The sequence below is a fragment of the Bacillus sp. LNXM65 genome (genome assembly GCF_002998575.1).
In the GTDB taxonomy this organism is placed as follows: domain Bacteria; phylum Bacillota; class Bacilli; order Bacillales; family Bacillaceae; genus Bacillus.
Map to the genome: position 1 here is coordinate 42,047 of NZ_PVRB01000007.1, position 25,083 is coordinate 67,129.

27 protein-coding genes and 1 other annotated feature are annotated in these 25,083 nt (G+C 41.1%); of the genes, 4 read left to right on the forward strand and 23 right to left on the reverse strand.

All coding sequences use genetic code 11. The features are described 5' to 3' along the window. Positions 1-3 precede the first annotated feature (3 nt). Complete coding sequence (locus C6Y03_RS14245; protein WP_034663251.1) at positions 4-669, forward strand: TerC family protein; 666 nt, start codon at positions 4-6, stop codon at positions 667-669. 39 nt (positions 670-708) lie between these two features. Here C6Y03_RS14245 and spxA read toward each other — a convergent pair whose 3' ends face one another. From spxA to C6Y03_RS14285, 8 genes are all read right to left on the reverse strand, one after another. Continuing rightward, positions 709-1,104, reverse strand: coding sequence for a transcriptional regulator SpxA (gene spxA / locus C6Y03_RS14250; RefSeq protein WP_003211421.1), 396 nt, complete (start codon positions 1,102-1,104; stop codon positions 709-711). 193 nt (positions 1,105-1,297) lie between these two features. Continuing rightward, positions 1,298-1,876, reverse strand: a complete 579-nt coding sequence (locus C6Y03_RS14255; RefSeq protein ID WP_060596005.1) for a GNAT family N-acetyltransferase — start codon at positions 1,874-1,876, stop codon at positions 1,298-1,300. Between the two features lie 136 nt (positions 1,877-2,012). Continuing rightward, entirely contained in the window at positions 2,013-2,300 is a 288-nt protein-coding gene (locus C6Y03_RS14260; protein ID WP_106039525.1) for a hypothetical protein, read from the reverse strand. A gap of 105 nt (positions 2,301-2,405) precedes the next feature. Next, on the reverse strand, positions 2,406-3,326 hold the full coding sequence (locus C6Y03_RS14265) for an ABC transporter ATP-binding protein (protein WP_034663259.1): 921 nt from the start codon (positions 3,324-3,326) through the stop codon (positions 2,406-2,408). Position 3,327: 1 nt separating this feature from the next. Continuing rightward, on the reverse strand, positions 3,328-4,407 hold the full coding sequence (locus C6Y03_RS14270) for an ABC transporter ATP-binding protein (RefSeq protein ID WP_034663262.1): 1,080 nt from the start codon (positions 4,405-4,407) through the stop codon (positions 3,328-3,330). Positions 4,408-4,419: 12 nt separating this feature from the next. After that, entirely contained in the window at positions 4,420-5,337 is a 918-nt protein-coding gene (locus tag C6Y03_RS14275; protein ID WP_034663265.1) for an ABC transporter permease, read from the reverse strand. 3 nt (positions 5,338-5,340) lie between these two features. Then, on the reverse strand, positions 5,341-6,285 hold the full coding sequence (locus C6Y03_RS14280; RefSeq protein ID WP_060596003.1) for an ABC transporter permease: 945 nt from the start codon (positions 6,283-6,285) through the stop codon (positions 5,341-5,343). Between the two features lie 116 nt (positions 6,286-6,401). Next, positions 6,402-8,039 (reverse strand): peptide ABC transporter substrate-binding protein, encoded by a 1,638-nt coding sequence (locus C6Y03_RS14285; protein ID WP_034666712.1) that lies wholly within the window; start codon positions 8,037-8,039, stop codon positions 6,402-6,404. 481 nt (positions 8,040-8,520) lie between these two features. Then, positions 8,521-8,739, forward strand: a binding site (T-box leader). A gap of 53 nt (positions 8,740-8,792) precedes the next feature. Between C6Y03_RS14285 and trpS the strand changes: the two genes are divergently transcribed. Further along, the gene (gene trpS / locus C6Y03_RS14290; protein ID WP_034663275.1) at positions 8,793-9,788 is read left to right on the forward strand and encodes a tryptophan--tRNA ligase; all 996 of its coding nucleotides are present in this window, start codon (positions 8,793-8,795) and stop codon (positions 9,786-9,788) included. Positions 9,789-9,823: 35 nt separating this feature from the next. Here trpS and C6Y03_RS14295 read toward each other — a convergent pair whose 3' ends face one another. The 9 genes from C6Y03_RS14295 to C6Y03_RS14335 form a co-directional block, all read right to left on the reverse strand. Further along, complete coding sequence (locus tag C6Y03_RS14295) at positions 9,824-10,576, reverse strand: YjbA family protein (protein WP_106039526.1); 753 nt, start codon at positions 10,574-10,576, stop codon at positions 9,824-9,826. A 179-nt stretch (positions 10,577-10,755) separates the two neighbouring features. After that, on the reverse strand, positions 10,756-11,655 hold the full coding sequence (opp4C, locus tag C6Y03_RS14300; protein ID WP_081311422.1) for an oligopeptide ABC transporter permease: 900 nt from the start codon (positions 11,653-11,655) through the stop codon (positions 10,756-10,758). Positions 11,656-11,688: 33 nt separating this feature from the next. Further along, entirely contained in the window at positions 11,689-12,639 is a 951-nt protein-coding gene (locus C6Y03_RS14305; protein WP_060595999.1) for an ABC transporter permease, read from the reverse strand. Between the two features lie 225 nt (positions 12,640-12,864). After that, positions 12,865-14,499 (reverse strand): peptide-binding protein, encoded by a 1,635-nt coding sequence (locus C6Y03_RS14310; protein WP_060595998.1) that lies wholly within the window; start codon positions 14,497-14,499, stop codon positions 12,865-12,867. 83 nt (positions 14,500-14,582) lie between these two features. Then, entirely contained in the window at positions 14,583-15,605 is a 1,023-nt protein-coding gene (locus C6Y03_RS14315) for an ABC transporter ATP-binding protein (protein WP_066031039.1), read from the reverse strand. Then, positions 15,602-16,582, reverse strand: coding sequence for an ABC transporter ATP-binding protein (locus C6Y03_RS14320; protein ID WP_045210037.1), 981 nt, complete (start codon positions 16,580-16,582; stop codon positions 15,602-15,604). Before C6Y03_RS14320 ends, C6Y03_RS14315 begins: the two co-directional genes overlap by 4 nt. A 168-nt stretch (positions 16,583-16,750) precedes the next feature. After that, the gene (locus tag C6Y03_RS14325; RefSeq protein ID WP_060595996.1) at positions 16,751-17,545 is read right to left on the reverse strand and encodes a DUF2268 domain-containing putative Zn-dependent protease; all 795 of its coding nucleotides are present in this window, start codon (positions 17,543-17,545) and stop codon (positions 16,751-16,753) included. A gap of 77 nt (positions 17,546-17,622) precedes the next feature. After that, positions 17,623-18,864 carry a beta-ketoacyl-ACP synthase II gene (fabF, locus tag C6Y03_RS14330; protein ID WP_060595995.1) on the reverse strand — a complete coding sequence of 414 codons (1,242 nt, stop codon included), beginning with the start codon at positions 18,862-18,864 and terminating at the stop codon, positions 17,623-17,625. 21 nt (positions 18,865-18,885) lie between these two features. Next, positions 18,886-19,824 (reverse strand): beta-ketoacyl-ACP synthase III, encoded by a 939-nt coding sequence (locus tag C6Y03_RS14335; protein ID WP_012009552.1) that lies wholly within the window; start codon positions 19,822-19,824, stop codon positions 18,886-18,888. Between the two features lie 169 nt (positions 19,825-19,993). On the opposite strand from C6Y03_RS14335, the gene C6Y03_RS14340 reads away from it, so the two are divergent. Further along, positions 19,994-20,227: a hypothetical protein gene (locus C6Y03_RS14340; protein WP_034663296.1), complete on the forward strand. Its 234-nt coding sequence runs from the start codon at positions 19,994-19,996 to the stop codon at positions 20,225-20,227. A gap of 9 nt (positions 20,228-20,236) precedes the next feature. Here C6Y03_RS14340 and C6Y03_RS14345 read toward each other — a convergent pair whose 3' ends face one another. From C6Y03_RS14345 to C6Y03_RS14360, 4 genes are all read right to left on the reverse strand, one after another. Next, positions 20,237-20,434 (reverse strand): ComZ family protein, encoded by a 198-nt coding sequence (locus C6Y03_RS14345; RefSeq protein ID WP_003211983.1) that lies wholly within the window; start codon positions 20,432-20,434, stop codon positions 20,237-20,239. A gap of 10 nt (positions 20,435-20,444) precedes the next feature. Continuing rightward, positions 20,445-21,407: a BMP family ABC transporter substrate-binding protein gene (locus C6Y03_RS14350; protein WP_034663299.1), complete on the reverse strand. Its 963-nt coding sequence runs from the start codon at positions 21,405-21,407 to the stop codon at positions 20,445-20,447. Positions 21,408-21,497: 90 nt separating this feature from the next. Further along, entirely contained in the window at positions 21,498-22,073 is a 576-nt protein-coding gene (locus C6Y03_RS14355) for a nad binding enzyme (protein WP_106039527.1), read from the reverse strand. A gap of 75 nt (positions 22,074-22,148) precedes the next feature. Continuing rightward, positions 22,149-22,889: an alpha/beta fold hydrolase gene (locus C6Y03_RS14360; protein WP_060595993.1), complete on the reverse strand. Its 741-nt coding sequence runs from the start codon at positions 22,887-22,889 to the stop codon at positions 22,149-22,151. 211 nt (positions 22,890-23,100) lie between these two features. On the opposite strand from C6Y03_RS14360, the gene C6Y03_RS14365 reads away from it, so the two are divergent. After that, entirely contained in the window at positions 23,101-23,295 is a 195-nt protein-coding gene (locus C6Y03_RS14365) for a YjzD family protein (protein ID WP_003211779.1), read from the forward strand. 118 nt (positions 23,296-23,413) lie between these two features. Here C6Y03_RS14365 and C6Y03_RS14370 read toward each other — a convergent pair whose 3' ends face one another. Further along, the gene (locus tag C6Y03_RS14370) at positions 23,414-24,679 is read right to left on the reverse strand and encodes an MFS transporter (RefSeq protein ID WP_034663308.1); all 1,266 of its coding nucleotides are present in this window, start codon (positions 24,677-24,679) and stop codon (positions 23,414-23,416) included. A gap of 168 nt (positions 24,680-24,847) precedes the next feature. Next, positions 24,848-25,027, reverse strand: coding sequence for a YjzC family protein (locus C6Y03_RS14375; protein WP_034663316.1), 180 nt, complete (start codon positions 25,025-25,027; stop codon positions 24,848-24,850). Positions 25,028-25,083: the final 56 nt, after the last annotated feature.

Here is a 25,083-nt window from a genome sequence, read left to right on the forward strand (position 1 = left end):
TGGATGGAAACAGAGTGGATCGTATCCTTACTAATGATTATTGGCATAGATCTGATTTTAGGCGGGGATAACGCGTTGATCATTGCGATGGCTAGCCGCAGCTTGTCAAATGACAAACGCAATAAAGCCATATGGATCGGCACACTTTTGGCAGTGCTGATGAGAATTATGATGACGGGTGCCGCAGTTTATTTATTGACCATCCCTTATTTGCAATTTATCGGCGGGCTTTTTCTCCTTTATATAGGATACAATTTGTTAATTGAACAAAAGAAAGAATCGATTCGCATTAAAAGCAGCGGCTCCCTTTGGCGTGCGGTTCAGACCATTGTGATTGCAGATCTCTTTATGTCACTTGATAATGTGATTGCAGTTGCAGGTGCGGCAAAAGGCAACATGCTGCTGACCGCTTTCGGCCTTATGATTTCAGTACCGATTATTATTTGGGGAAGTAAACTGATTCATGCCGCTTTAACCAAATTCCCGTTTCTTTTATACGGAGGAAGTGCTCTTTTGGCTTTTACTGGCGGTGAAATGATTGTTCGTGATGTGAAATTGAATGAATTTATGGCTCAGCATGCGACTCTCGAATTTATGCTTCCGTTTTTAACGGTCGTAATGGTCATTTTAGCCAGCCTATTTTACGAACAAACAGCTGAAAACAAATAAAAAAAGCTGCCAAATGATCGGCAGCTTTTCAATTTTCTATTAGTTAGCAAGTCGCTGAGCTTCTCTTAGTTGGAATGTACGAACCGTTCTTGGAAGGAAACGTCTAATTTCATCTTCATTGTAGCCAACTTGTAGTCTTTTTTCATCCAAGATGATTGGACGTCTTAAAAGACCTGGATGCTCATTGATCAGTTTATACAATTGTTGAAGCGGCATTGTCTCAACATTCACATTTAGCTTTTGGAATACTTTTGAACGTGTTGAGATAATTTCATCTGTACCGTCTTCAGTCATTCGAAGAATTTCTTTGATTTCATCGATTGAAAGAGGCTCAGAAAAAATGTTTCTCTCTTGATACGGGATATTGTGCTCTTCTAACCACGCTCTTGCTTTTCTACATGATGTACAGCTTGGTGATGTGTATAATGTTACCATAAATCTTCACTCCTCAATTTGTAGAATGAATATTGATCTGTATTCTTAAATTAAAATTGTTCTAAATAAGTAATCTTTATAGTGATTATACTATAAAAAAGTAAGTGTGAACAGATTTTCTTGCAATTTTTGTGACAAAAACTAGACAATTTCATTCATTTTGTGGTGCCGTTTGATGTCTGAACATTCTCATTTAGTCGAGATGATCGAAAATATTTTTTTGTTTTCTATTTTCAATGACCTTCAATACATCATCAACATCCTCATACGACTGCCCATACCATTCTTCATCTTTATACGTATGGATTCGTTCATAGGTCTTCCTCATAGCCTCCATCATTTCTTCCTCATTATCTGTAAGAGGCGACCAATAAAGGATTTCCATGCGGTTCACTTCATTTGTTGCAAGTGACCTGCGTTTATAACCGATTGATTCTGCGTGCTTGAAGTGCTCTCTTTGGTAAAACTTTAGGCGTTTTGCAGTATCTGCATCATCTTCATCTACAGGCTCGACCTCAAGCAAGATCGGTTTCTTTTTTTCCTTCAGCTTATGAATGAGCTTTGATCCGAGGCCTTCACCTCTTGCATCTCTGGAAACAAATAAATAATCAATAAAGATGAAAGAATCAAATTCGGCGTACATCATCACATGATGAGGTCCTTCCTCCTTATGATAAACATCACTTCTTTCCTTTAATAAAGCTTCCATATGCTCTTTTGACTTCATTTCTTCTATCGGGAAGTATTCACTGAGCTTTTCATACCAATTCATGGATCCGCTCCTTATGATATCGTTAAGAACCACTTCCTTAGATATTCCCGATTTCCTATTATTTAAACGCCTGTACTAGTAAGACGCAGCAAAGTCTTCACTAGTTTCACTTTTTTTCAAACAACAGAAAAAAGTTTTATATCGAACGGTCCATGAGTAGTTGAAAACAAACAAAGAGGATAAGTGTCATCGCTATTTGAAACATAATGAAATAAAGATACTTCATGCGCCGTGCTTCTTGCTTCTGATTGCTTGTCTTTCGGTTAAGCATATATTCCACCGAAAAAGACACAATGCCAGTGAGCACCATAAACACGAGCATCCACTGTCCCCCATTTGGTTTCCTCAAAAAAGACGTTGAAAAAAGCATGAATACAATTAGAAAGTGAAATAATGAGTAGCGAAACGTCTTCCATATGGACATCTGATTTCCTCCTAGAACCTGCTTGTTGTTATCTAGAAATTACCATCATCTTATTTTTTTGTAAAATAAAAAAAGAAGCACTGACATAGCAGCGCTTCTTTCTTCTTATGATTGTTTAGCTTGAAGCTCTTTGAATTCTTCCTCTGTGCAGCTCACAAAGTGACCTGGCTTCACTTCACGGAACTCGGTGTTCGTTCCTTTGTGAACAGATGGATCATACTTGATTCGTTTGCGGTTACGCTCATAATCTGGATCTGGGAGCGGAATCGCAGATAGTAATGATTTTGTATATGGATGAAGCGGATTTTCGTATAATTCATTCGCTGGTGCCAGCTCAACCAATTTTCCGAAATACATCACACCAATACGATCGCTGATGTATTTTACCATAGACAGGTCATGGGCAATGAATAAGTACGTTAAGCCTTTTTCTTCTTGAAGTTCTTTCATTAAGTTGACGACCTGTGCTTGGATCGACACATCTAATGCAGAGATTGGTTCATCGGCGATGATGAAATCTGGTTCAACTGCTAATGCACGGGCAATTCCGATACGCTGCCTTTGACCACCTGAGAATTCATGCGGGTATCTGTTTGCATGCTCTTTGTTCAATCCAACGGTTTCAAGCAATTGGTATACACGCTCTTTACGTGCTTGCTTTGTTTTCGCAAGGCCATGAATGTCGATGCCTTCTGCAATGATATCAAGCACTGTCATTCTAGGGTTGAGTGAGGCATATGGATCTTGGAAGATCATCTGCATTTGACGGTTGAACTCAAGCATTTTTTGTCTTGATTTCTTCCCGTGTACACTTTCCCCTTTATAAAGAACCTCACCATCTGTCGCATCATAAAGTCTAATGATGGAGCGGCCCGTAGTGGATTTACCACAACCAGACTCCCCTACAAGGCCAAGTGTTTCACCTTTATAAATATCAAATGAAACTCCGTCAACTGCTTTCACAGTCCCTCTTGCTGTATGGAAATGTTGCTTCAAATTTTTGATTTCTAACAGTTTTTCTGCCATGCTATTCACCCTCTTTTACTAATACAGGTTTTTCGTAGCTACCTTCTAGTTCACGCATTCTCGCCTTTACAGAAGCAGGCGGTTCAACTTTAGGTGCATTTGGATGAAGTAGCCATGATTTCACATAATGCGTATCTGATACTTTGAACATTGGCGGTTCTTGTTCAAAGTCAATTTTCATTGCATAATCGCTTCGGAGTGCAAATGCATCTCCTTTCGGCGGGTTTGTCAGATCTGGCGGTGTTCCTGGGATTGCAGTCAGCTTTCCTTCATCTCCGCCATCTGTGTCAAGGCTCGGCATTGATGCTAAAAGTCCCCACGTATATGGATGTTTTGGATTGTAGAAAATTTCATCAACAGTCCCTGTCTCCACAATCTGTCCTGCATACATAACGGCTACACGATCAGCGACGTTGGCGACAACACCTAGATCATGCGTAATAAAGATAATAGATGTTTCAACCTTTTGCTGAATTTCTTTCATTAATTCTAAAATTTGCGCCTGAATCGTTACATCTAGTGCTGTCGTCGGCTCATCGGCAATCAATAGCTTTGGATCTGCTGCGAGCGCCATCGCGATGACAACCCTTTGTCTCATCCCGCCACTAAATTCGTGCGGGTATTGCTTGATTCTTTTTTCAGGCATTGCAATTCCAACAAGCTCCAGTAATTCAATGGCTCTTTTTTCAGCCGCTTCTTTTGAAATTTGTTCGTGCTTGAACAGTACTTCTGTAATTTGCTTCCCGACTTTCATCGTTGGATTCAAAGAAGTCATCGGATCCTGGAAGATCATTGAGATGTCTTTTCCTCGAATGGTTTGCATTTGTTTTTCTGTTTTCTTGACGATATCTTGCCCATCAAACAGGATCTGTCCGCGCTTGAAATAACCCGGCGGCATCGGTATTAATCTCATGATGGCCTGTGATGTCACACTTTTACCAGAGCCAGATTCACCTACAATAGCAAGTGTCTCGCCTTTATTTAAGTGGAAGTTCACACCACGAATGGCTTGAACCTCTCCACCATATGTTTTAAATGAGATTGCAAGGTCTTTCACCTCTAGAATACGTTCACGTTCCATCCTAATCACTCCTTATTTACGCAACTTCGGATCTAAAGCGTCTCTTAGTCCGTCTCCAACCACGTTAAAACCAAACATTGTTATACAGATAAATGCGGCTGGGAACCATAATCTCCAAGGATAGTACGTCATGGCCGGAATTCCGTCAGACGCCATTGTTCCCCAGCTCGCTAATGGAGCCGGTACACCAAGTCCTAGATAGCTTAAGAATGCCTCCGTGAAAATAGCTGAAGGAATGGTGAGTGTCATTGTGACAAGAATTGGTCCCATTGAGTTTGGAATTAAGTGTTTAAATAAAAGTCTAGATGTTTTCGCACCTAATGTTTGTGCAGCAAGAACGTACTCTTGACTCTTTAATTGTAGAACCTGTCCCCGAACGATACGTGCCATGTTTATCCAGCCTACGACTGTCATGGCGAGGATAATTGTTAATAATCCTTTTGGCAGAACAACCATCATTAAGATAACCATTAATAGTGTTGGAATTGCCCATAAAACGTCTGCGATACGCATCATGACTTCATCTGTACGGCCGCCTTTGAACGCAGCAATACTTCCCCAGATAATACCGATGATCACGTCAAGGACCGCTGCAGCAAGACCGATGAAGATCGAAATTCTTGCCCCGACCCATGTACGGACAAACATGTCACGTCCTAAATCATCTGTACCGAACCAGTGCTCTTTTGAAGGTGGCTGGTCTGCATTCAGTAAATCGGTCGTCGAGTAATCATATTTAGAAAAAATCGGAACAAAGATGGCCAGCATCACAATAATAAAAATGATTGAAAGACCAACCATTGCAAGTTTATTTGCACGGAAGCGAAGCATAGCATCCTTCCATAAAGATAGACTAGGTTTAGAAATTTTTTCAGATTCTGCTGCGTCAGCTGTCGCAGGAACAAATAAATCTTTTCTCATCTCTTCCATGTGTTAGACCCCTTTCTTCGCCTTCGTCAGTTTAATTCTAGGATCGATAATACCGTAGAGGACGTCAACGACTAGAATACTGATTAATAGAATAATACTGTAGAAGACTGTGACACCCATGATGACGGTGTAATCACGGTTTGTAATACTTGTGACAAAGTGAGAGCCTAATCCAGGAATACCGAAAATCTTCTCCACGACAAAACTACCTGTTAACACTGAAGCAGCCATTGGTCCCATATATGTAATGACAGGTAACAATGCGTTTCGAATTGCGTGTTTAATCGTCACAGCTGATTTCGTTAATCCTTTCGCTCTAGCCGTTCTAATGTAATCACTGTTTAGAACTTCAAGCATACTTGACCGTGCAAGTCTAGCGATAAATGCCATAGGCATGAAGGAAAGTGCAATAGAAGGTAGTACGGTGCTGGCCCAAGACTCCCATCCTGCAACTGGGAAAATCGCTAAAACGCTTGCCTCAGATGCAAATACATATTGTAGCAGCGCAGCTAAAATGAAACTTGGAACTGAAATTCCAAAGATCGTTAAAATGGCAATCGTATAGTCCTGCCACTTGTTATGATAGAGCGCTGCAAGGACCCCAAACAATACACCAAATGCTAATGCGAGGAGAATTGCCTCAATTCCGAGGGTAAAGGAAACGGGGAATCCAGAACTGATTAAGTCATTTACAGTTTGTCCTTTATATTTAAATGAGGGACCAAAATCTAATTTTGCAACTGAACCTAAGTAGTTTACATATTGAACAAATAAGGGCTTGTCCAACCCGTAGTGCTCGTTTAGGTTTGCTTCAATTTCAGCAGGAAGTTTCTTCTCACCAGAGAATGGACCACCCGGTGCTGCCTGCATGAGAAAGAAAGTTGCAGTTACAATAACAAACAGTGTGATTAAAATATATATTAATCGCTTACCGATATATTTAAGCAACGGAATTGCACCTCCATGATTTTACAACATTTTCTCTAATCAGCAAGAAAGGTATATGGAGAGACATCCTCCATATACCTTAAGATCCTTGCCGTAGATCTCTTACACTATAATTCTTACTTTTCGAAATGTGCCCATTTGTATTGAACATCACCTAGTCCAGATACAACCACACCTTTTAGTTTTGGATCTTGTACCCAAAGCTGAGTGTAGAAGTAAATTGGTGCTATAGGCATATCGTTGATGATGATTTCTTCTGCTTTTTTCAGCATTTCTTCACGTTTCGTTTTATCTGTTTCTTTCGCAGAATCATTCAACAATTGTTTGTACTCTTTGCTTTCCCATCCAGTGTCGTTGTTTCCACCGTCTTTATCTTTGTAAAGCTCAAGGAAGTTCACTGGATCGTTGAAGTCACCTAACCAGCCCATACGTCCGATTTGGTAATCTCCGCTGTGGATCTTGTCGATGTATACGTTCCACTCAGAGTTATCAAGTTCAACTTTCACGCCTAAGTCTTTCTTCCACATTTCTTGAATTGCTTGTGCAATCTTTTGGTGGCCTTCATCTGTGTTGTAAGAAAGTTTCAATGCTGGAAGATCAGAAACTGACTTATAACCTAATTCTTTCACACCTTTTTCAAGAAATTCTTTCGCAGTTGCTACATCGTGATCTTTGAAGTAGCCAGTTTTGTTATCAGTGAATCCTTCCATTGTTGGAGGAACGATTGCCATAGCTGGCACTTGCTCACCTTGCGTAATTTTGTCAACGATCGCTTGACGGTTGATTGAGTATGCAAGGGCCTTACGGATGTTTGCATTGTTTAAAGGTTTTACTTCTGTGTTGAATTTGTAGTTATAGATACCTGCGATCGTTTGGATTTTAAGACCGCCTTCTTTTTTCAATGTTTTTAAAGACTCAGTTGGAAGGCTTCCAGTTGGTGAACCAGCCCAGTCAAGCTCGCCTTTTTTGAACATGCTAAGCTCAGTGTTTGTATCTTTGATCATAGACATGTTGATCTTTTTCAATTTCACAGTATCTTTATCCCAGTATTCATTGTTCTTTTCAAGCGTGATAGAACCGCCATGTTTCCATTTAGAAAGAACGAATGGTCCGTTAGATACGTAGTTTTCACCAGCATTTGTGAACCAGTTTTTATTCTTTTCAGCCACTTTTTTGTTGACTGGCATATACGTATAGAATGCAGTTAGTTCAGTAAAGAACGGTGTTGGGTTCTCCAGCTCAACTACAAGCGTTTTGTCGTCTTTAGCTTTAATGCCAACATCAGCAACTTTCGCTTTCCCTTTGTTCGCTGCTTCAGCACCTTTAATATAATAAAGCTGGTAAGCATATTGAGATTCATTTTTAGGATCTAATGCCCATTTCCAAGCATATTCGAAATCTTTAGCTGTGACAGGGTCACCATTAGACCATTTTGCATCACGAAGTGTGAATGTGTATGTTTTACCATCAGCACTTGTTTTGATATCAGAAGCCATTGCATTTTCTGGCTTACCTTCAGCGTTAATTCTTGTTAATCCCTCAAAAGTCTGACGGATGACACTTCCTGAAGTTGAATCATTTGCCAATCCCGGATGTAGAGAAAAAGGCTCAGTGGAGATATTCACATTTAATGTTGTTTTAGCCTCTCCAGAACTGCTCGTGCTGTCGCCTGATTTGTTTCCGCTGAAACCACAAGCGCTTAATACAAGTGTGAAAATAAGCATTAAAGTAACAACAGACCAACGCTTTTTCAACTGTATTCCCCCTTATAATATGTTTTAGTTCAAAGGTCTCGATAGAAGATGAGATTCAGATTTAAGAAATAGCGTAAAAAAGTCCCTAAATAGCTTACTTTCTATTTCTTTTGTTTTTTCTGAATTTTCACTATGTAAAGAGCCTAGCACAAACGTGTGAACAAATTAATTATAATGAATAGAATAATTTATTGCAATATCAATTTCATATATTTTAAAAAAACGTAAATGGGGATAAAGAGGGATTTTTATAAACTAAAGTCTCAATCACTTCAACAAATTAAAGCATAAATTGATTAAAATAATTTAACAAATTCAGCAGGAATAATGTTTTATACATATAATTAATCATCCTTTTTTAAAAAATTCTGACAGATAGTTGATTTTTTATCTAAAATTTTAAGTGTCAAACGGCATGATGAGAAGGTCACATGAGGGCTTCGTGACTTTTTTATGGTCATCCTTTATAATAGATAGACATACTGTTGCGATGAAAAAGAAGAGTACATATATTCACCATTTACAGAGAGTCTGCGGCTGGTGCGAGCAGATAATGGCATGTATGGAATGGGCTTTGGAGCAGCTAACCGAACACTTTTGAAAGTTAGTAGGCTTAGACGGAGCAGTCTCCGATATCAACGTCTTGAGTGATTTCTTTGTGAAATAACAAGGGTGGTACCACGGTTCATTCGTCCCTTTTCTGTTGAAAAGTGACGGGTGGGCCTTTTTATATTGAAGAAAAGAGGTTTTAGTATGACAAAGAAGACAATTTTTTCTGGCATTCAGCCGAGCGGTTCTGTGACTTTAGGGAACTATATTGGAGCAATGAAGCAATTTGTCGATTTGCAGCATGATTATCATGGCTATTTTTGTGTAGTCGATCAACATGCGATTACGGTGAGTCAGGACCGGCTAGCTCTTCGCCAAAATATTAGAAGCTTAGCAGCTCTTTATTTAGCAGTTGGACTTGATCCAGAGAAGGCAACATTGTTTATCCAATCAGAGGTACCTGCTCACGCCCAGGCAGGATGGATGCTGCAATGTGTTGCTTATATTGGGGAATTAGAAAGAATGACCCAATTTAAGGACAAATCCGCTGGTAAGGAAGCGGTTGTTTCAGGCCTATTAACGTATCCCCCATTAATGGCTGGCGATATCTTATTATACGGTACTGATTTAGTCCCTGTCGGAGAAGACCAAAAGCAGCATCTTGAATTGACTAGAACGCTTGCTGAACGTTTTAATCGAAAATACAATGACATCTTCACTGTACCTGAAGTGAAAATTCCAAAAGAAGGCGCTCGGATTATGTCTTTAACAGATCCAACGAAAAAGATGAGCAAATCCGATCCGAACCAAAAATCCTTCATTACCTTATTAGATGAACCAAAGCAGCTTGAAAAGAAAATTAAAAGTGCTGTGACGGATTCTGAAGGCATCGTCAAGTATGACAAAGAGAACAAGCCTGGTATTGCCAACTTGCTGACGATTTATTCTGTATTAGGTAACGTATCGATTTCAGAGCTGGAACAAAAGTACGAAGGCAAAGGGTATGGTGAGTTTAAAGGAGATCTTGCGAACGTAGTCGTTGATGCTTTAAAACCAATACAAGATCGGTACTATGAACTCATTGAGTCAGACGAGCTTGACCGCATTCTTGACGAAGGTGCTGAAAAAGCAAACCGCGCAGCAAACAAAATGCTGAAAAAAATGGAGAATGCGATGGGTCTTGGCAGAAAACGCAAATAAAAAAAGCTTGCAGCACATCACGCTGCAAGCTTTTTCTAATTCACTTTTGATTCGTTTTCCATTTCCCAAAGCTTTTCAAAAAACGGCTGTCCTTTAATCATTTTTTCACAGAATGCTAAATGATTCTCTGACCACCCATCAATGGTTTCATTGTAAAGCATGTTCCAAATCTCTTCGAATGACATTCGTTTGATTTGGTTGTACATGCGCGGGTTCCATTCCGTATACCAATACGCAATCTCCGCCCTGTTTTGAAGACCTTTTAATTGATCGAGCGCCATAAACATTAGCTGCTTCAGCTGTCTTTCTTTTCTCGTTAATCCACTGATGTGCTGCGGCGGCAATGACAAAATATGATACTCCTTCGCCGACTCAAGGCTGCCCTTAGAGAATTCATATTCCTCAGCCTTCACATCTTTCACCATTTCATACACCAATTGCTCCTGCCTTGGGATTAAGCGGCTTTTCCTCACAGGAATGGAATACCCAATCGTATCCACAGCAATGATTCGAATGCCGTCCGTGACCACAAAGCAATACTCTAATTTACGCCGTTCATGATTTTTTCGAATATATGATTTCTCAAATACAGATTCTAGCAGCGTCTTCGGCAGCTCTGAAAGATCATTCTCTATGTAATCAAACAAAGGACTCTGCACCTTGAGTAAAGGCACTTGATCTAACAGCTCAACGCTGTCCTCCTTGCGCCACTCATGAAAATGACACACATTGTAGCCATTTTCTTCCCCTTCAAACCAATTCACCCATACGTCATGAAGAAATAACATAACCAATCCCTCACTTTTTAAAAACTGTTGTCCACAGTATGGGCAAGGGATAGAGAAATTATTCCAACTTTATCAAAACTTCAAGCGGAGCGAATGATGGCGTGCATTTTTTTATTTTTATAAAGAAAACAAAGTGCGTGTCGCAGAGTCCCTTTCATCTTGTCATAAAAAATGAGGCATTACTTTAGCTTTTTAGGATCAAGCGCATCTCTCAGCCCATCTCCTAAGAAATTAAAGCATAAAACGGTCAGCAATATCAGTAAACCTGGGAAGAGCGGATACCACCACGCTTGCACCATAATCGAGAAGTTTTGTGCATCTTGTAGCATGTTGCCCCAGCTTGCTGTTGGCGGCTGTATGCCAAACCCTAGATAGCTCAGCGTTGATTCGGCTAAAATGACGGAACCTACTTTAAGTGTAGCTGACACGATAATAGGACCGATACAGTTCGGTAAAATATGCGAAAAGATGATGACATGGTTTTTCGTTCCAATGGTTCTTGCCGCAAGTACGAATTCTCTTGTTCGTAGTGATAAAAATTCACTGCGGATCAGTCTCGCGGTTGTGGTCCAGCCGGTCAAAGCAAAGATTAATATCAATTTATCAATGCCCGGTTTGAAAATGGTGACAAGCGTGATCAATAGAAAAATGTCAGGAATCGACAATACCACATCAACAAATCTCATTAAGATAGAATCAACAAATCCTTTGAAATACCCTGCTACCGCTCCAACGACGGTGCCAATGGTGATCGCCCCGACCACTGAGACGAAGCCAACTAGCAGAGAGACCCTCGCTCCATAAAGCACCCTTGAGAAAATATCTCGGCCAAACTTGTCAGTTCCCATCAAATGCTCAGCACTTGGCGGCTGGAGCCGCTTCAATAAATCTTGCTGCTCTGGTGCATAAGGGGCAATCACTGGAGCGAAAATGGCTGAAAAGATAATGACCAATAAGATCACGGAGCCGGCAACCGCCAGTTTATTTTTGAAAAATTTCTCACAAAATAAACGCAGCATCGTCTCTGGCTTTGGCGGAAGACCCTCTTTTAATTTGAGATCAACAGGAGGTGTTCCCATATTAGGCTGTGCCAATTGTGCTTCAGCTCCCTTCTAATATTCAATACGCGGATCAACGATCGCATATAGAATATCCGCTATTAAATTTCCAACCACCACGAGCACTGCGGAAATAACAGTCATCGCCATAATGACCGGATAATCTCTCGAAAAGGCAGAATCAATGAACAGCTTTCCAAGCCCTGGCCAAGTGAAAATTTGTTCCACCACGACTGCGCCGCCAATAAAGGATGGAACCATCAATCCGAAAATCGTAATGACAGGCATAAGACCGTTTCTTAACCCGTGCTTGAAAATGACTTTGTTTTCTCGAAAGCCTTTCGCTCTTGCGGTGCGAATATAATCCTGCCTCATGACATCAAGCATACTCGACCTTGTGTACCGGGTGAGCCCTGCCATATCAGCAGTTGCTAAAACAAAGGCTGGTAAAATGATGTGATGGAGCCGGTCAAACACATTAAAATCGGCATTTAAGGTAGAAACACCGCCTGTCGGGAACCATCCTAGATTCACAGATAAAACCATAATCAGAATGAGTCCAAACCAAAAGTTCGGAATAGCCAGTCCGATAAAAGATGTAACCGTAATGCCATAGTCAAGCTTTGTATATGGACGTTTTGCTGAAAGAACACCAAATGGGATGGCGATAATCAGTGCGACTAATGTAGAAAAGATCATGAGGATGAGGGTATTTGGTAGCCGGGCAAAAATCAAATCAGCCACGGGCGTTCCCTTTTTAACAATGGAGGTCCCAAAGTCACCTTGAAGCATATTGCCAAGCCATTTCATATATTGCACATATTCAGGATCGTTCAAGCCGTACTTATCAATAAAGGCTTCCCGGTCTGCGGCACTAATGGTCGGGTCCATCATGAGTGACATTGGATCGCCTGGTGCTGCTTTCATAATGGCGAAGGACAAAATGGTAATCCCAAATAAGATGGGAATGGAAAGCAGTGTCCTTCTAATGATATATGTAACCATATGCACAACTCCTTTTTCATCGGATCGCCATACTGTGATGAAAAAGGGCTAAAATAGTCTTTATTTTAGCCCTCTGTCTTCTTTGCAGCGTGATATGAGAACCCTTTAAATCTAACTGGTGCTTGGTGAATGAAATCATCGTGAGCACCAGCTCGCCGGACTGACGCCGAATAGAAGGGTTTGTCTTCACGCTGAAAGAGGAGCCCCCCCCTCTTCACTAACAGCCTACTGTTCAATCCACCATTTCTCGATTTTGTAATACTCATCTTTCGGGTGGTAAGAGTAGCCTTGGAGATTAGATGGCATCGCGCGATGTGAGTTGGCATAATAAAGGAACGTATATGGCTGATCTTCTGCGATCAGTTCATAAATTTTTTCATATGCCTTTGAATATTCTTTTCGATCGCTTAAGTTCTTAGCATCCACTAACAGCTTATCGACCTCTTCATTTTTATACCAGATGTTATTCAAGCCTTTTTCTGACTGGCTTGAGTGGAAGATGCTGAATTGATCAGGGAATGTGGCAAGGCTCCAGCCTAGCAGCAGCGCATCGTAATCCCATTTAGGCGGTGTCGTCTGCTCAATGAGTGCACTGAATTCCACAATTTGCGGCTTCGCTTCAACACCAATTTCTTTGAGCTGCTGCTGGACAACGACAGCGATGTCTTCACGGACTTTGTTTCCTTGGTTGGTCTTTATGACAAAGGAGAATTTTTTGCCGTTCTTATCAAGATAGCCATCTCCATCTGTATCCTCCCAGCCCTCTTCTTTCAGTATCTTTTTCGCTTTTTCTTGATCAAACTCAAATACTGGAACACGATCATTCTTCGGATAGTTCCATGACAGCGGACTTTCTGGAATGTTGGCTACTTTGCCGTCTCCATCTAACACTTGATCGACAATCGTTTGACGATCAATGGCATGTGTCAGCGCTTGGCGGACCTTTTTACTTTTAAAGAGATCATTTTTCTGGTTCCAGCCAATGTATGAATAATTGAGCCCTAGATCAGATTCAATTTTAATGTTGCTGACTTTTTCAGCTGTTTGCAGCTCTGCTCCCGGTACAGCAAAGAAATCAATATCGCCTGCTGACAGCTGGGCAATCGCTGCATTCTGATCAGGAATGGTTTTAATCGTGACGGTATCAAGGTATGGACGTCCATCCCAATAATCGTCAAAGGCTTCTAGTTTAACGTAGTCTCCTTCTTTCCACTCGGCAAATTTAAATGGACCTGAACCAATTGGATTTTTTCGGTTAAATTCATTTTCACCGAGATCCTTTACAGGCACATCACCTAAAATATGCTTAGGCAAAATGCCATAGCTTCCTAATGTGACATTATAGAAATAGGGATCTTTTTTATTGAGCTTGAATTCGATTGAGTAATCCCCTGTCTTTTTAACGGAATCTAATACTTCAAAGCCTGATCCGCGCTCTCCATTGTAGTCCTTATTGATCGGAATGCTGTATGTAAACACAACATCATCAGCCGTCAGTTCTTCACCATCATGAAACTTTACGCCTTTTTTAATGGTCACATCAAACTGCTTGCCGTCATCAGATTCTTTAATATCCTCTGCCAGCGATAGCTGAGGGTTCAGCTTTCCGTCAGTTTGAAGTAAGAAGCTGTAGATTCTTTCCTCAATATCAGAGCTTGCCACGTCTGTTGAATACAGCGAGTTAAATAACGTAGGCTCTGCAATTGAACCGATGACAAGGTCTCCGCCTTGTACAGGTTTTCCAGTTGATTTCTTTTCACTGTCTCCAGATGTTTTATTTCCACTAGAGCAAGCCGCAAGCATGAGTGTAAAGATCAGCAGTAAACTGACCAAAATGGGTTTTCTATTTCTACCTTTCATATACAATTCCCCCTATCCTTTTTTAGAAATGACGACAGATGCCGCTTCATCCCCCCTCTCAAAGATGAGATCTTCCAAGCTGATTAAGCGTCGTAGAGGTGGCAGGCAACGAAGTGGTTTGTTTTTAATTCCTGAAATGCTGGTATTTTTTCTTTACAGATTTCCTTCGCATGCGGGCATCTTGTGTGAAATACGCAGCCTTTTGGCGGATTCGCAGGACTTGGCAGATCGCCTTGAAGCATGATACGTTCTCTTTTAATCTGACCCTTTTTACGGGTAACAGGAACAGAAGAAAGCAGTGCCTGTGTATATGGATGGAGCGGTTCATCATACAGGCTGTGCTTATCAGCAAGCTCCATCATTTTGCCGAGATACATCACGCCGACTCTATCACTAATGTGCCTGACCACACTTAAATCGTGAGAGATAAATAGATATGTCAGGTCAAATTCCTCCTGAAGCTCCTCCATCAGATTAATCACCTGCGCCTGAATGGATACATCAAGTGCTGATACCGGCTCATCTGCGATGATCATTTCGGGATTCATGGCAAGCGCACGAGCGATGCCGATTCGCTGCCTCTGCCCGCCAGAAAATTCGTGTGGGTAGCGATTTGCAAAGCTTGGATGAAGGCCCACCTTTGATAAAAGCTGTTCTACTTTTTCATTTCTTTCTTTTAAGGAATATAAGTGATGTGTTTTGTAGGGTTCTTTGATGATGCTTCGAAGTGTTTTTCTAGGGTTGAGTGATGCAAAGGGATCTTGAAAAACCATTTGGATGTTTTTTCGTGTTGATTGTCTTAGCTTTGATTCTGATACGCGGGAGATATCTTGCCCTTTAAAAAAGATTTGACCGTCAGTTGGCTGATATAAGCGAATCATTGTCCGGCCTAGTGTAGATTTACCGCATCCTGACTCCCCAACAATGCCTAACGTTTCACCTTTATAAATCTTCAAGTCTATGCCGTCAACAGCTTTGACTGCACCGACTTTCTTCTGAAAGACGCCCGCTTTAATCGGAAAATGTTTTCGGATCTGTTTCAGTTCAAGGATGGTTTCTTTCTCTGTTAGATCTGTTGGCTGTGGTTGATTTTGAGCAAGGGTCATGTATGGTCTGCCTCCTCATATAAGAAGCATCTGACGCTTCTGCCATTCTCAAATGTCCTCAGCTTAGGCAGCTCTCCTAGGCAGCGCTCCTTCACTTGCGGGCATCTAGGAGCAAAGCGGCAGCCAGCCGGAAGCTGATCTGGCGCAGGGACATTCCCTTTGATCGCCGTTAACGGCTGTATGTCTCCGTCAATGACAGGAATCGATTCAAGCAGCCCTTCTGTGTAAGGATGAAGCGGCTGATCAAATAATTCTTCGACGGTCCCATTTTCAACAACCTGTCCGCAGTACATGACAATGACTCGATCTGCCACTTCAGACACGACACCTAGATCATGAGTAATGAGAAGAATAGATGTACCAAATGTCGTGCATAAATCTTTCATCAATGTGAGCACCTGGGCTTGAATCGTTACATCTAGGGCAGTTGTCGGTTCATCTGCAATGAGAAGCTTCGGATCGCAGCTTAGCGCAATGGCAATCATCACTCTTTGCCGCATGCCGCCTGATAAACGGTGCGGGTAATCTTTGATGATTTGTTCCGGTCTGGAAAAACCAACAATCTTCAGCAGATCAATCGCTTTTTTCGTCGCTTCTTTTTTTGAAAGTTTTTTGTGATAGATGAGGATTTCTGTTATTTGTTCCCCGATGGTTAGGACGGGATTAAGTGAGGTCATCGGTTCCTGAAAGATCATAGATACATCATTACCACGAATGCTGCATAATTCCTTTTCACCATATGTAACTAGGTCCTTTCCATCAAGCTTGATGGAACCGTCCATAATTTTTCCACCAGTGCCGTTTATCAACCCCATAATGGATAAGGACGTAATGCTTTTACCAGATCCAGACTCACCGACTAACGCGACAGTTTCTCCTCTGTTGATGCTGAAATCAACGCCATCAACAGCAGGTATCGGTTCTTTTTTTCGAAAAAAATATGTTTTTAAGTTTTGCACTTCGAGCAGCTTGGTCATTCATTCGCCCCTTTCTCCATAGACAATAGAAATGAATAAAAAATTCTGTCTTTTTTGAATAAAAAGAATTATCAAAATTTATATTTGTATATTATTACATTGTTATGACGAAATCAAGAAGAATTTAGTAAATTTGTAATATGTCTCTTTTTATGTCAATCATTCACTTTATGAGTCTACCGCCTTTAAAAAAGTTTCGGACGGCTCTGCAATCATAGACTCCTCGCTGATTCGGTGCTCACTGAAATACTTTTTCACGATATAAAACCCGGTGGCGTAACCAAGCATTTTGGGGTAGTTCCCTTTTCCATAAAGGAGGTTCTGTATCAGTCTTTCGTCGTCCTGCACTTTTTGATCAAGATGACTGGATACCCATTTCTTATACAAGTGCTGAAGCTGCGTTTCGTCATAGAGAGTGGTCCATTTGGCTGTATAGCTTTCTCCGTATCTATGATACACAGCATATTCAGCGAGCCCCTCCATCATGATTGTATCAAGGAATGTAAAATCTTTTTCTTCTTTCGTGAGAAAATGCAACCTGCATACATGGTGATATTCATGAGTCAGCAATGTACCGATACGTTCTTTCGGAGTATTTGTCGACAAAAAGAGAAAGACCTTGTCGTCAAATGCCATGCCGGATTGATAATAAAATTGTTCTCTAATTTCTTTGCTGCTCTCATTGACTGGCAAAATAAAGACAGGAATGTCAGGACCTTTCCACTGCTTTTGCAGCGTTTGGTATTCTTTCATGACGAGCTGGAAGTACCCTTTTTCTTTGAGCTTGTCGATCATGTCTTTGCATGATCTAAAAGACCGAATCATTCCGTGATGCTGCAGGTGGGAGAGAATAGAGGACCATTCTTTTTCCTCTGCCCCTTTAAAATAAGGAATAAAGCGCGATGCCAGCTCCTGAAATGATGATGATTGATGAATGAGATATTGTGTATTGACTAGACCCATACCGCTAAACACCTCCATTTTCATCATATGCAAAAAAGCGGCGATCTGTTTATAGATCGCCGCCTTCTTAGGAAATATTACGCTTCGTATTTTTTAAAGATAATTGTCGCATTATGTCCGCCAAAGCCAAGTGAGTTACTTAGAGCCACTTGTACTTCTTTTGAACGTGCTTCATTTGCCACATAATCTAGATCACATTCTTCATCCGGTGTTTCAAGGTTAATGGTTGGAGGAATGACGCTGTCTTTAATCGCAAGAACAGAGAAAATAGCTTCTACTCCGCCTGCTGCGCCAAGTAAGTGACCTGTCATTGATTTTGTCGAACTGATGGCAAGCTGATTCGCATGCTCTCCGAACACTTCTTTAATCGCCATTGTTTCAAATTTATCATTGTAAGGTGTGCTTGTTCCGTGGGCATTGATATAATCAATTTCTTCCACAGACAAACCAGCATCTCGAATCGCTTCTTTCATTGCGCGGACGCCGCCTTCTCCGTTTGGAGCCGGCGCTGTAATATGATACGCATCTCCAGTTGAACCATATCCAACAATTTCTGCATAAATTGTCGCACCGCGTTTTAACGCATGCTCGAGTTCTTCAAGAACGACAATCCCTGCACCCTCTCCCATAACAAATCCGTCACGGTTTTTGTCAAATGGACGGCTTGCTGTCTCTGGATCAGGATTTGTCGAAAGAGCTTTGTTCGCACAGAAACCAGCAAATGACATTTTTGTTAACGGCGCTTCTGTTCCGCCTGTGATCATCGCATCTGCATCTCCGCGCTGAATGACTTTAAATGCATCACCAATTGAGTTTGTCCCTGTTGCACATGCTGTCACTGTACAAGAGTTAACCCCTTTTGCGCCAAGTGCAATTGAAATTTGGCCTGTTGCCATATCTGGAATCATCATTGGAACGAAGAATGGGCTTACGCGTCTTGCTCCTTTATTTGAATACACTTCAAACTGCTCTTCAAATGTTTCAAGTCCGCCAATACCAGACCCAACCCATACACCAACACGCGGTGCGATTTCATCTGTGATTTCAAGACGTGAATCTTCTAGCGCCTTTTGAGCAGCAACGACTGCATATTGCGTGAAGCGTGCCATTTTTCGTGCTTCTTTTTTCTCCATGTAATCTTCAATGTTAAAATCTTTTAGTTCTGCTGCTACTTTTGCGGTATATTCACTTGAATCGACACGTGTAATTGGTCCAACTCCTGATACACCTGCTACAGCATTTTTCCATGTTGACTCTACATCGTTGCCAAGAGGTGTCAAAGCACCTAATCCTGTAACAACTACTCGTTTTTTATCCATTAATTTGTGCACCTCACTCTTTTATCGGCCCCATCGCATAGCGATTGCGCCCCACGTTAATCCGCCACCAAAACCAACCATTACAATCACATCGCCGTCATGAATTTTTCCGGCTTCGATTTCTTCACATAGTGAAATTGGAATAGATGCTGCTGATGTGTTTCCATACTTATGGACCGTCTTCGACATTTTTTCAACTGGCAGCTCTAGGCGTTCGCGGGCTGCTTCCATAATGCGAATATTTGCTTGATGCGGGATCAAGAAGTCAACGTCTTCTTTTGATAGTCCAGCTTTTTCGATGACGTTTACGCTTGACTCGCCCATTTGTCTTACAGCAAATTTAAATACTTCTCGTCCATTCATGATTGTATGATCTTTTTCATCTAAGTACAAGTGCTTCCCGCCTCTTCCATCGGCTCCAAGCTCAAATGAGAGAATTCCTTTCCCTTCGCTGACCTCTCCTAACACAGCAGCACCTGCTCCATCTCCAAACAGAACAGCTGTATTGCGGTCATCCCAGTCGGTAATGCGAGAAAGCTTTTCAACGCCAACGACGAGCACGTGCTTGAAAGTTCCTGATTCGATAAATTGTTTTCCAGTAACAAGCCCATACATAAAGCCAGCACACGCAGCGCTAATATCCATTGCACATGCTTTATGTGCACCGAGCTGCTCTTGAATCATACAAGCGACTGTCGGAAATGCTTGATCTGGCGTGACTGTCGCCACAAGAATCATATCGATATCTTCTGCAGCCACATCTGCGTCAGCTAATGCTTTTTTTGCAGCAGCAAGCGCCATATGAGATGTATTGACATCATCAGAAGCAATTCTTCTTTCTTCTATACCTGTTCTAGTACGGATCCACTCGTCAGAAGTTTCAACCATTTTTTCTAAATCAAGATTTGTTAACACTTTTTCAGGTATATAGCGGCCAAGGCCAATAATTCCAGCATTCATTGAATAAGACTCCTTTTACTCATACGAGCATGTGATATTGTGATCTTATATTAGTATCTGGTACTAATTTTACCTTATTTTTTTCTCCTTGGCAATACAAACGTCTAACCTTTCCTCTCACTTTTTTCATAGATTATTGATATACCGATAGTAGAAAGGAGCATGTGATATGGCGCAAAAAGATATTTTTTCGGCTATGATGTTTGGCCAGCCGCTTGAAAAGGAGAAAAGCAAGACAGAAGCAAAGGAGGAACGTGAGGAGACATCTCCAAGTGAAGACTCAATTGATTACATGCATGTCATGAATCAAATTGGGAACATTATGAACTCCATCGATGAACTGAAGCCTGTGTTTAAAGATGTTGGCCCTATGATTAGTGCCTTCAAGAAAAAATTATCATAAAAAAAGCCACTATTCTGTGGCTTTTTCTGATTCTGCATCTGCTTTCCCAAGCTCATATGCCTCTTGCATGACAGATGTAAACAATGATAAAAGCGGCTGAAGAGCTTCGGGCTCAAGCTGAATACCCGCTTTATCTAATTCTTCTTTTGCCTGCGGAAAATACTTCATGGCAATTTGTAAAAACTCCATCGATTTTTCGTGCTGCATCGTCGTATCCTCACTTTTCATTTGGCAGTTTGCCAGTTTTTTTGTAAGTCGCAATATCACTTTCAATATCTTTCACAAAAGCACGGTCAATGGTGGAACTAAATTTCCCCATTTCGATCACTCCTTCTTTAAAATCAAAGGAGTAGTCACCTTGTTCGTTTAGCTTGCCTTCATTAAATTTCTTCGCAATAATAGTGTACGCTTTATCCACATGCTGGACTGTGCTTGTTAAGACGGTATGACTGCCGAGGTTGGATTGATCAGTGACATATCCGATCGCTGATAAATTATCGGCTTTGATTTGTTCAATGACAGGGATATTATAACCATCGCCTGCTGGATATACAACATCTACGCCCTGCTTTTTCAATTTTTGATAGAGCTCCACGGCTTTGTCCGCATCATCCCAGTTTTCGACAAACTCGGCAAGCACTTGTACATGTTCATCTTGATATTTTGCACCTTTGATAAAGCCATCTACTTCGCTTTGCCAATCATATGTAGCAAGAATACCAATCTTTTTTGATTTTGACATATGTGCTGCTGTCATGCCTCCGAAAAAGCCCATCGCTTCACCTTTAAACGTCACATTCGCGACATTATCCGCCTGAGGCTTGTTTCCATTTACCGTGATAAATTGTGTTTTCGGATAATCTTCACTAATTAAGTTGAAAATTTCGCTGTATTCATTGCCATGGCCAATAATCAAATTGACTCCTTTTTTGTGAAATTCTTCAATGGCATCAACGATTTTCTCTTTGTCGACCATTCCTTCCTTATAATAAACATCTACACCAAATGTTGATTGAATATTTAATAAGCCTTTATAACCTTTCGTTCCCCAAACTTGATCATTAATTGTATCGGGGACGAGTAAACCCACCTTCTCAATCTGTCCTTTTAAAGGTGCCTGTGAGCAGGCAGATAATAGGAGAAGGAACGAAAAGATCATGACAAGCCGCTGATACTTCATGCCATGTTCAACTCCCTTTGCCACATGCAGGCATGAACCTGTATGTTAAATATAGGTTTATTTTATACTGAAAAAAGATAAGATGGAAGATCATTCTTGCTTTTTGTCGAAAAATGTTGAGTTTTGTCTCTTCCATTCTTCCATCATTTCTTCTGCTTGTTTGTCATCCGTTTGTCTTTCTACCTTCAATTCATATATCATTTCCTGTCTTTGTTCAGTGCCCGATGCCCACTTGAACAAATCCCTTACCACATCTTCTACAAAAAATGCTTCATCACGCTTAGTCCTTTCTTTATTAAATGTCCATGGTCCGAACATGCGAGGAAGAATAACAGCCGGCGCATTCTGTTTGGACGATTCGTCTTCGGGTTTTTCGTATAGAACCCGGTACATGCCATGCTTCGCTTTCATGTCTTTGTGTCGTTTATCTGATTCCTCTGATTGAATAAAGATGAGGTCATACGTGTCTTTTCCATCCTGAAGGTCAATGACACGGAAGAGATCATTTCTGCCGAGCCACATCATTCGCTCTTCTAATAACATCTTTTGCTCTTCTGTATGATCATGAGGACATGTGATATCCACTTGAATGCCCTCTTTCATCATATATTCACACAGCGCTAGACCAAAAAATTCATCTGCCCCTATGATCAGTCCTGTTTCCATGTTCATGTCCCCTTTTTTAGCTTATCGAATAAAAAGAAGAGCCCTTTCCATGAAGGGCTGTTATCATCCTATTCATCACAATTCTCTTTCATGCGATTTATAAAACTTGTGAATGGATTGAAAGATTCTTCTCGGATGATCAAACATATGCAAGGTGAGATCGATCTGACAATGCTCTGGATTCTTCATATGCTGATCTATAAAAGGCTTTGCATGCAGTTCATATGCATACGGTGCGCCGTTTAGTCTTTGCCATATGTGAATCGGTACATGAGCAGAATGAACAGGGCAAGCAGGGAGCGGGTACGTTTCCGCTTCCTTTTCAGAGCAGCCGTAGCTTTTCGCTAATTCTTTGATCAGCTGTTTATAAAAGAATTTGTGTTCCTTTTCTCTTTCTCGTTGTGCATAGAGATGCAGACATGGATTCACGAGCGCAATGGACCTTAGCACTTCTGGCATCTCTTCAGCAAGGCTCATGGCAACGAGTGCGCCCATCCCCTCTGCCAGCACATGAATTTCCCGGTTTAATATTTCTTGTTTTAATGTGTGATGAACGAGCTGCTTTGCACTAAAAACAGCATCTTCGCATCCCCAGTGATTCCCATGAAGATGACTATTAAACAATGTATATCCTTCATCCTTTAAGGCAGTTAAAAGCTGGTTTCTTCCATAGTGCTGAAGCCAGAATGATGTATTTTCCTGCACAAAGTGATTTCGGTCACCGAGGATAAGAATGCCAAAGCCATTTGGTTTTTGAGGAAGGTGAATGACGTTCCACTGGGAACCAAGCTGGAAAAACCGTTCGCTTACACCCATATGGCCAGCCTCCTTTCAGTGATTCTGCTTTCTATGATATGAACAACAACTCTTGTAGGAATAAGGAAATCCCCTAAAGAGAGAAGAATTCTTTTTATTTTTATAGCAGAAGGTCTTAAAATGGTCACATAAAGGCTAAAACAGTCTTTTCCCCTCACTCGTATCTATGGTATGATAATCAATAGATTGTTACATAAAGGACGGTGGGATTATGCATTATATTATCACCCTCATTTGGACTTTTCTGCTGACACATATGGCTGGTTACATCGTTGCCTCGATGAATGGCGCTGCTTATGACTTTACTTTGACTTCTATTCTTGCAGTGGTGTTTACGGTTATTTTATTCATCTTTGCTGAAGTAAGTCCAATGAAAGAAACGGAAAGTTCAACAAAACACTCTTAATACGTAAGACTTGATTGCTGAGGAAGAGCTAAAATGATGTTGATTTTAGCTCTTTTTCTTTTTGATTGAAAAGCGGTACGCTAAAACCCCCTGCAGCCACAGGGGGTTTTTTTATCGATTACACCTCGACGGTTTCGGACTTCTGTTTGTCTGCTGTCAAATGGCTTTTCGCAAGCCCTGTAAACAGGAAGATCGCGATACCAGATAAAATTTCAAGGACCCCACCGCCAGCAATGACAGGTCCTGCTCCAAACCTTTCTGCCAGAACACCTGATACGACAGCTGCAAGCGGGAGAAAAACATTTGATGAAGCATTGATCACGGCGTATACTTGCGGCTGATCGTCTTGGTCGACAGACGTTTGAATAATGACCATTTCCGGTACATTGATCGCACTAACGGCGGCACCGAATATAAAGGATGCAAGTAGAACGACCGGCAGCCATGTACTCATCCCTGTGATAAAGAACGCAGCTCCTTCAATCATACCAGCGACAATAAAGAACAAACCAAATCTCTTAATTTTCACTTTCGCTAGAGCAAAGCCCATCATAAACGCGCCGACTGCGGCAACACCTCTTAAAATGGAATACACCATGGAATCGCTTTGCAGTGCTTCTGCTACGTATACAGCAGATAGTGCCTGCCACGGTGCTGCGGCGACATTCATTAAAATACAATACAGCGTCAGTGCAAATAAAATGTGATGATTTTTGACGACGAGAAAACCTCTTTTTAAGTTATACAAATATGTATTCTTTGCTTGTTTAATGCCTGCTGCTTTTTCTTCATCGGTTTTCTTTAGTTTGACGCCGATAATAAACAGGCCGGATATGATGAATAAGGCAGTGGTGATGAGCAGGGTATCTGCAGGTCCGATTAATTTGACCAAGAGACCAGCCACCATGACTGCTGCAAGTGCGACAATCTCAAAAGAAGATTGCAGGATGGCATTTGCTTTTTGAATCAGATGCTTCGGAACAATCTGCGGTAAAATGGCCACAGAGGCTGGATTATATGCTGCACCTGTTGCCGATTGAATAACCATTAATGAGATCAATAACCATAAAGGCAATAGATGCGAAAAATGCAGAAGCGGAATAATGAGTACAATTGTTGCTCGAACGACGTCTGAAGCGAACATCCATTTAGACAAATGGTGCTTTTTCATAAGAGGTCCTAGTATTGGGGCTAACAAAGATGAAGGAAGAACGGTTACTGCTAGGAGAAGTCCTGTACCGAGTGCTCCATCCCCTCTCAAAATCAATAGCCAAAGGACGGATGTAAAAGCAAAACTTTCTCCTGTGTTTTTAATCAGTCTTGATATGAATAATGAGGTGAAGCGTTTATTCCAAACACTTTCACTGAGATTCGTCTTTTCCATCACACAAATCCTTTCAACAATATATTCCAATTACATATTTTACCTTAAATTTTCTTTTTGTCATACTATTTTTTGAAAATTGGAACTTAATTGATTTTTATTATAAAGAAAAAAGAGGCATGACACATGCCTCTAAAGACTTATTCCTTCTGACTCTTAGTCAATTGCTTATGGCTTTCTTTGGTAGGTCCAAACACGATTATGGTTCGAGTTATCCGGAAAGACGTCGCCTGCTTGAAGCTTAATCTTTAAAGGATCTTTCACCATACTGCCGGTTTCACCGATCTCGATATACACACCATTATTCGGTGCTTTATTCCCTGATTTAAATTGATGCTTCTGACCCATTCCCATCCTCCTTTCTCGATGATGTTATTATGTCCCGTCACTTGCCTCTCCAATCC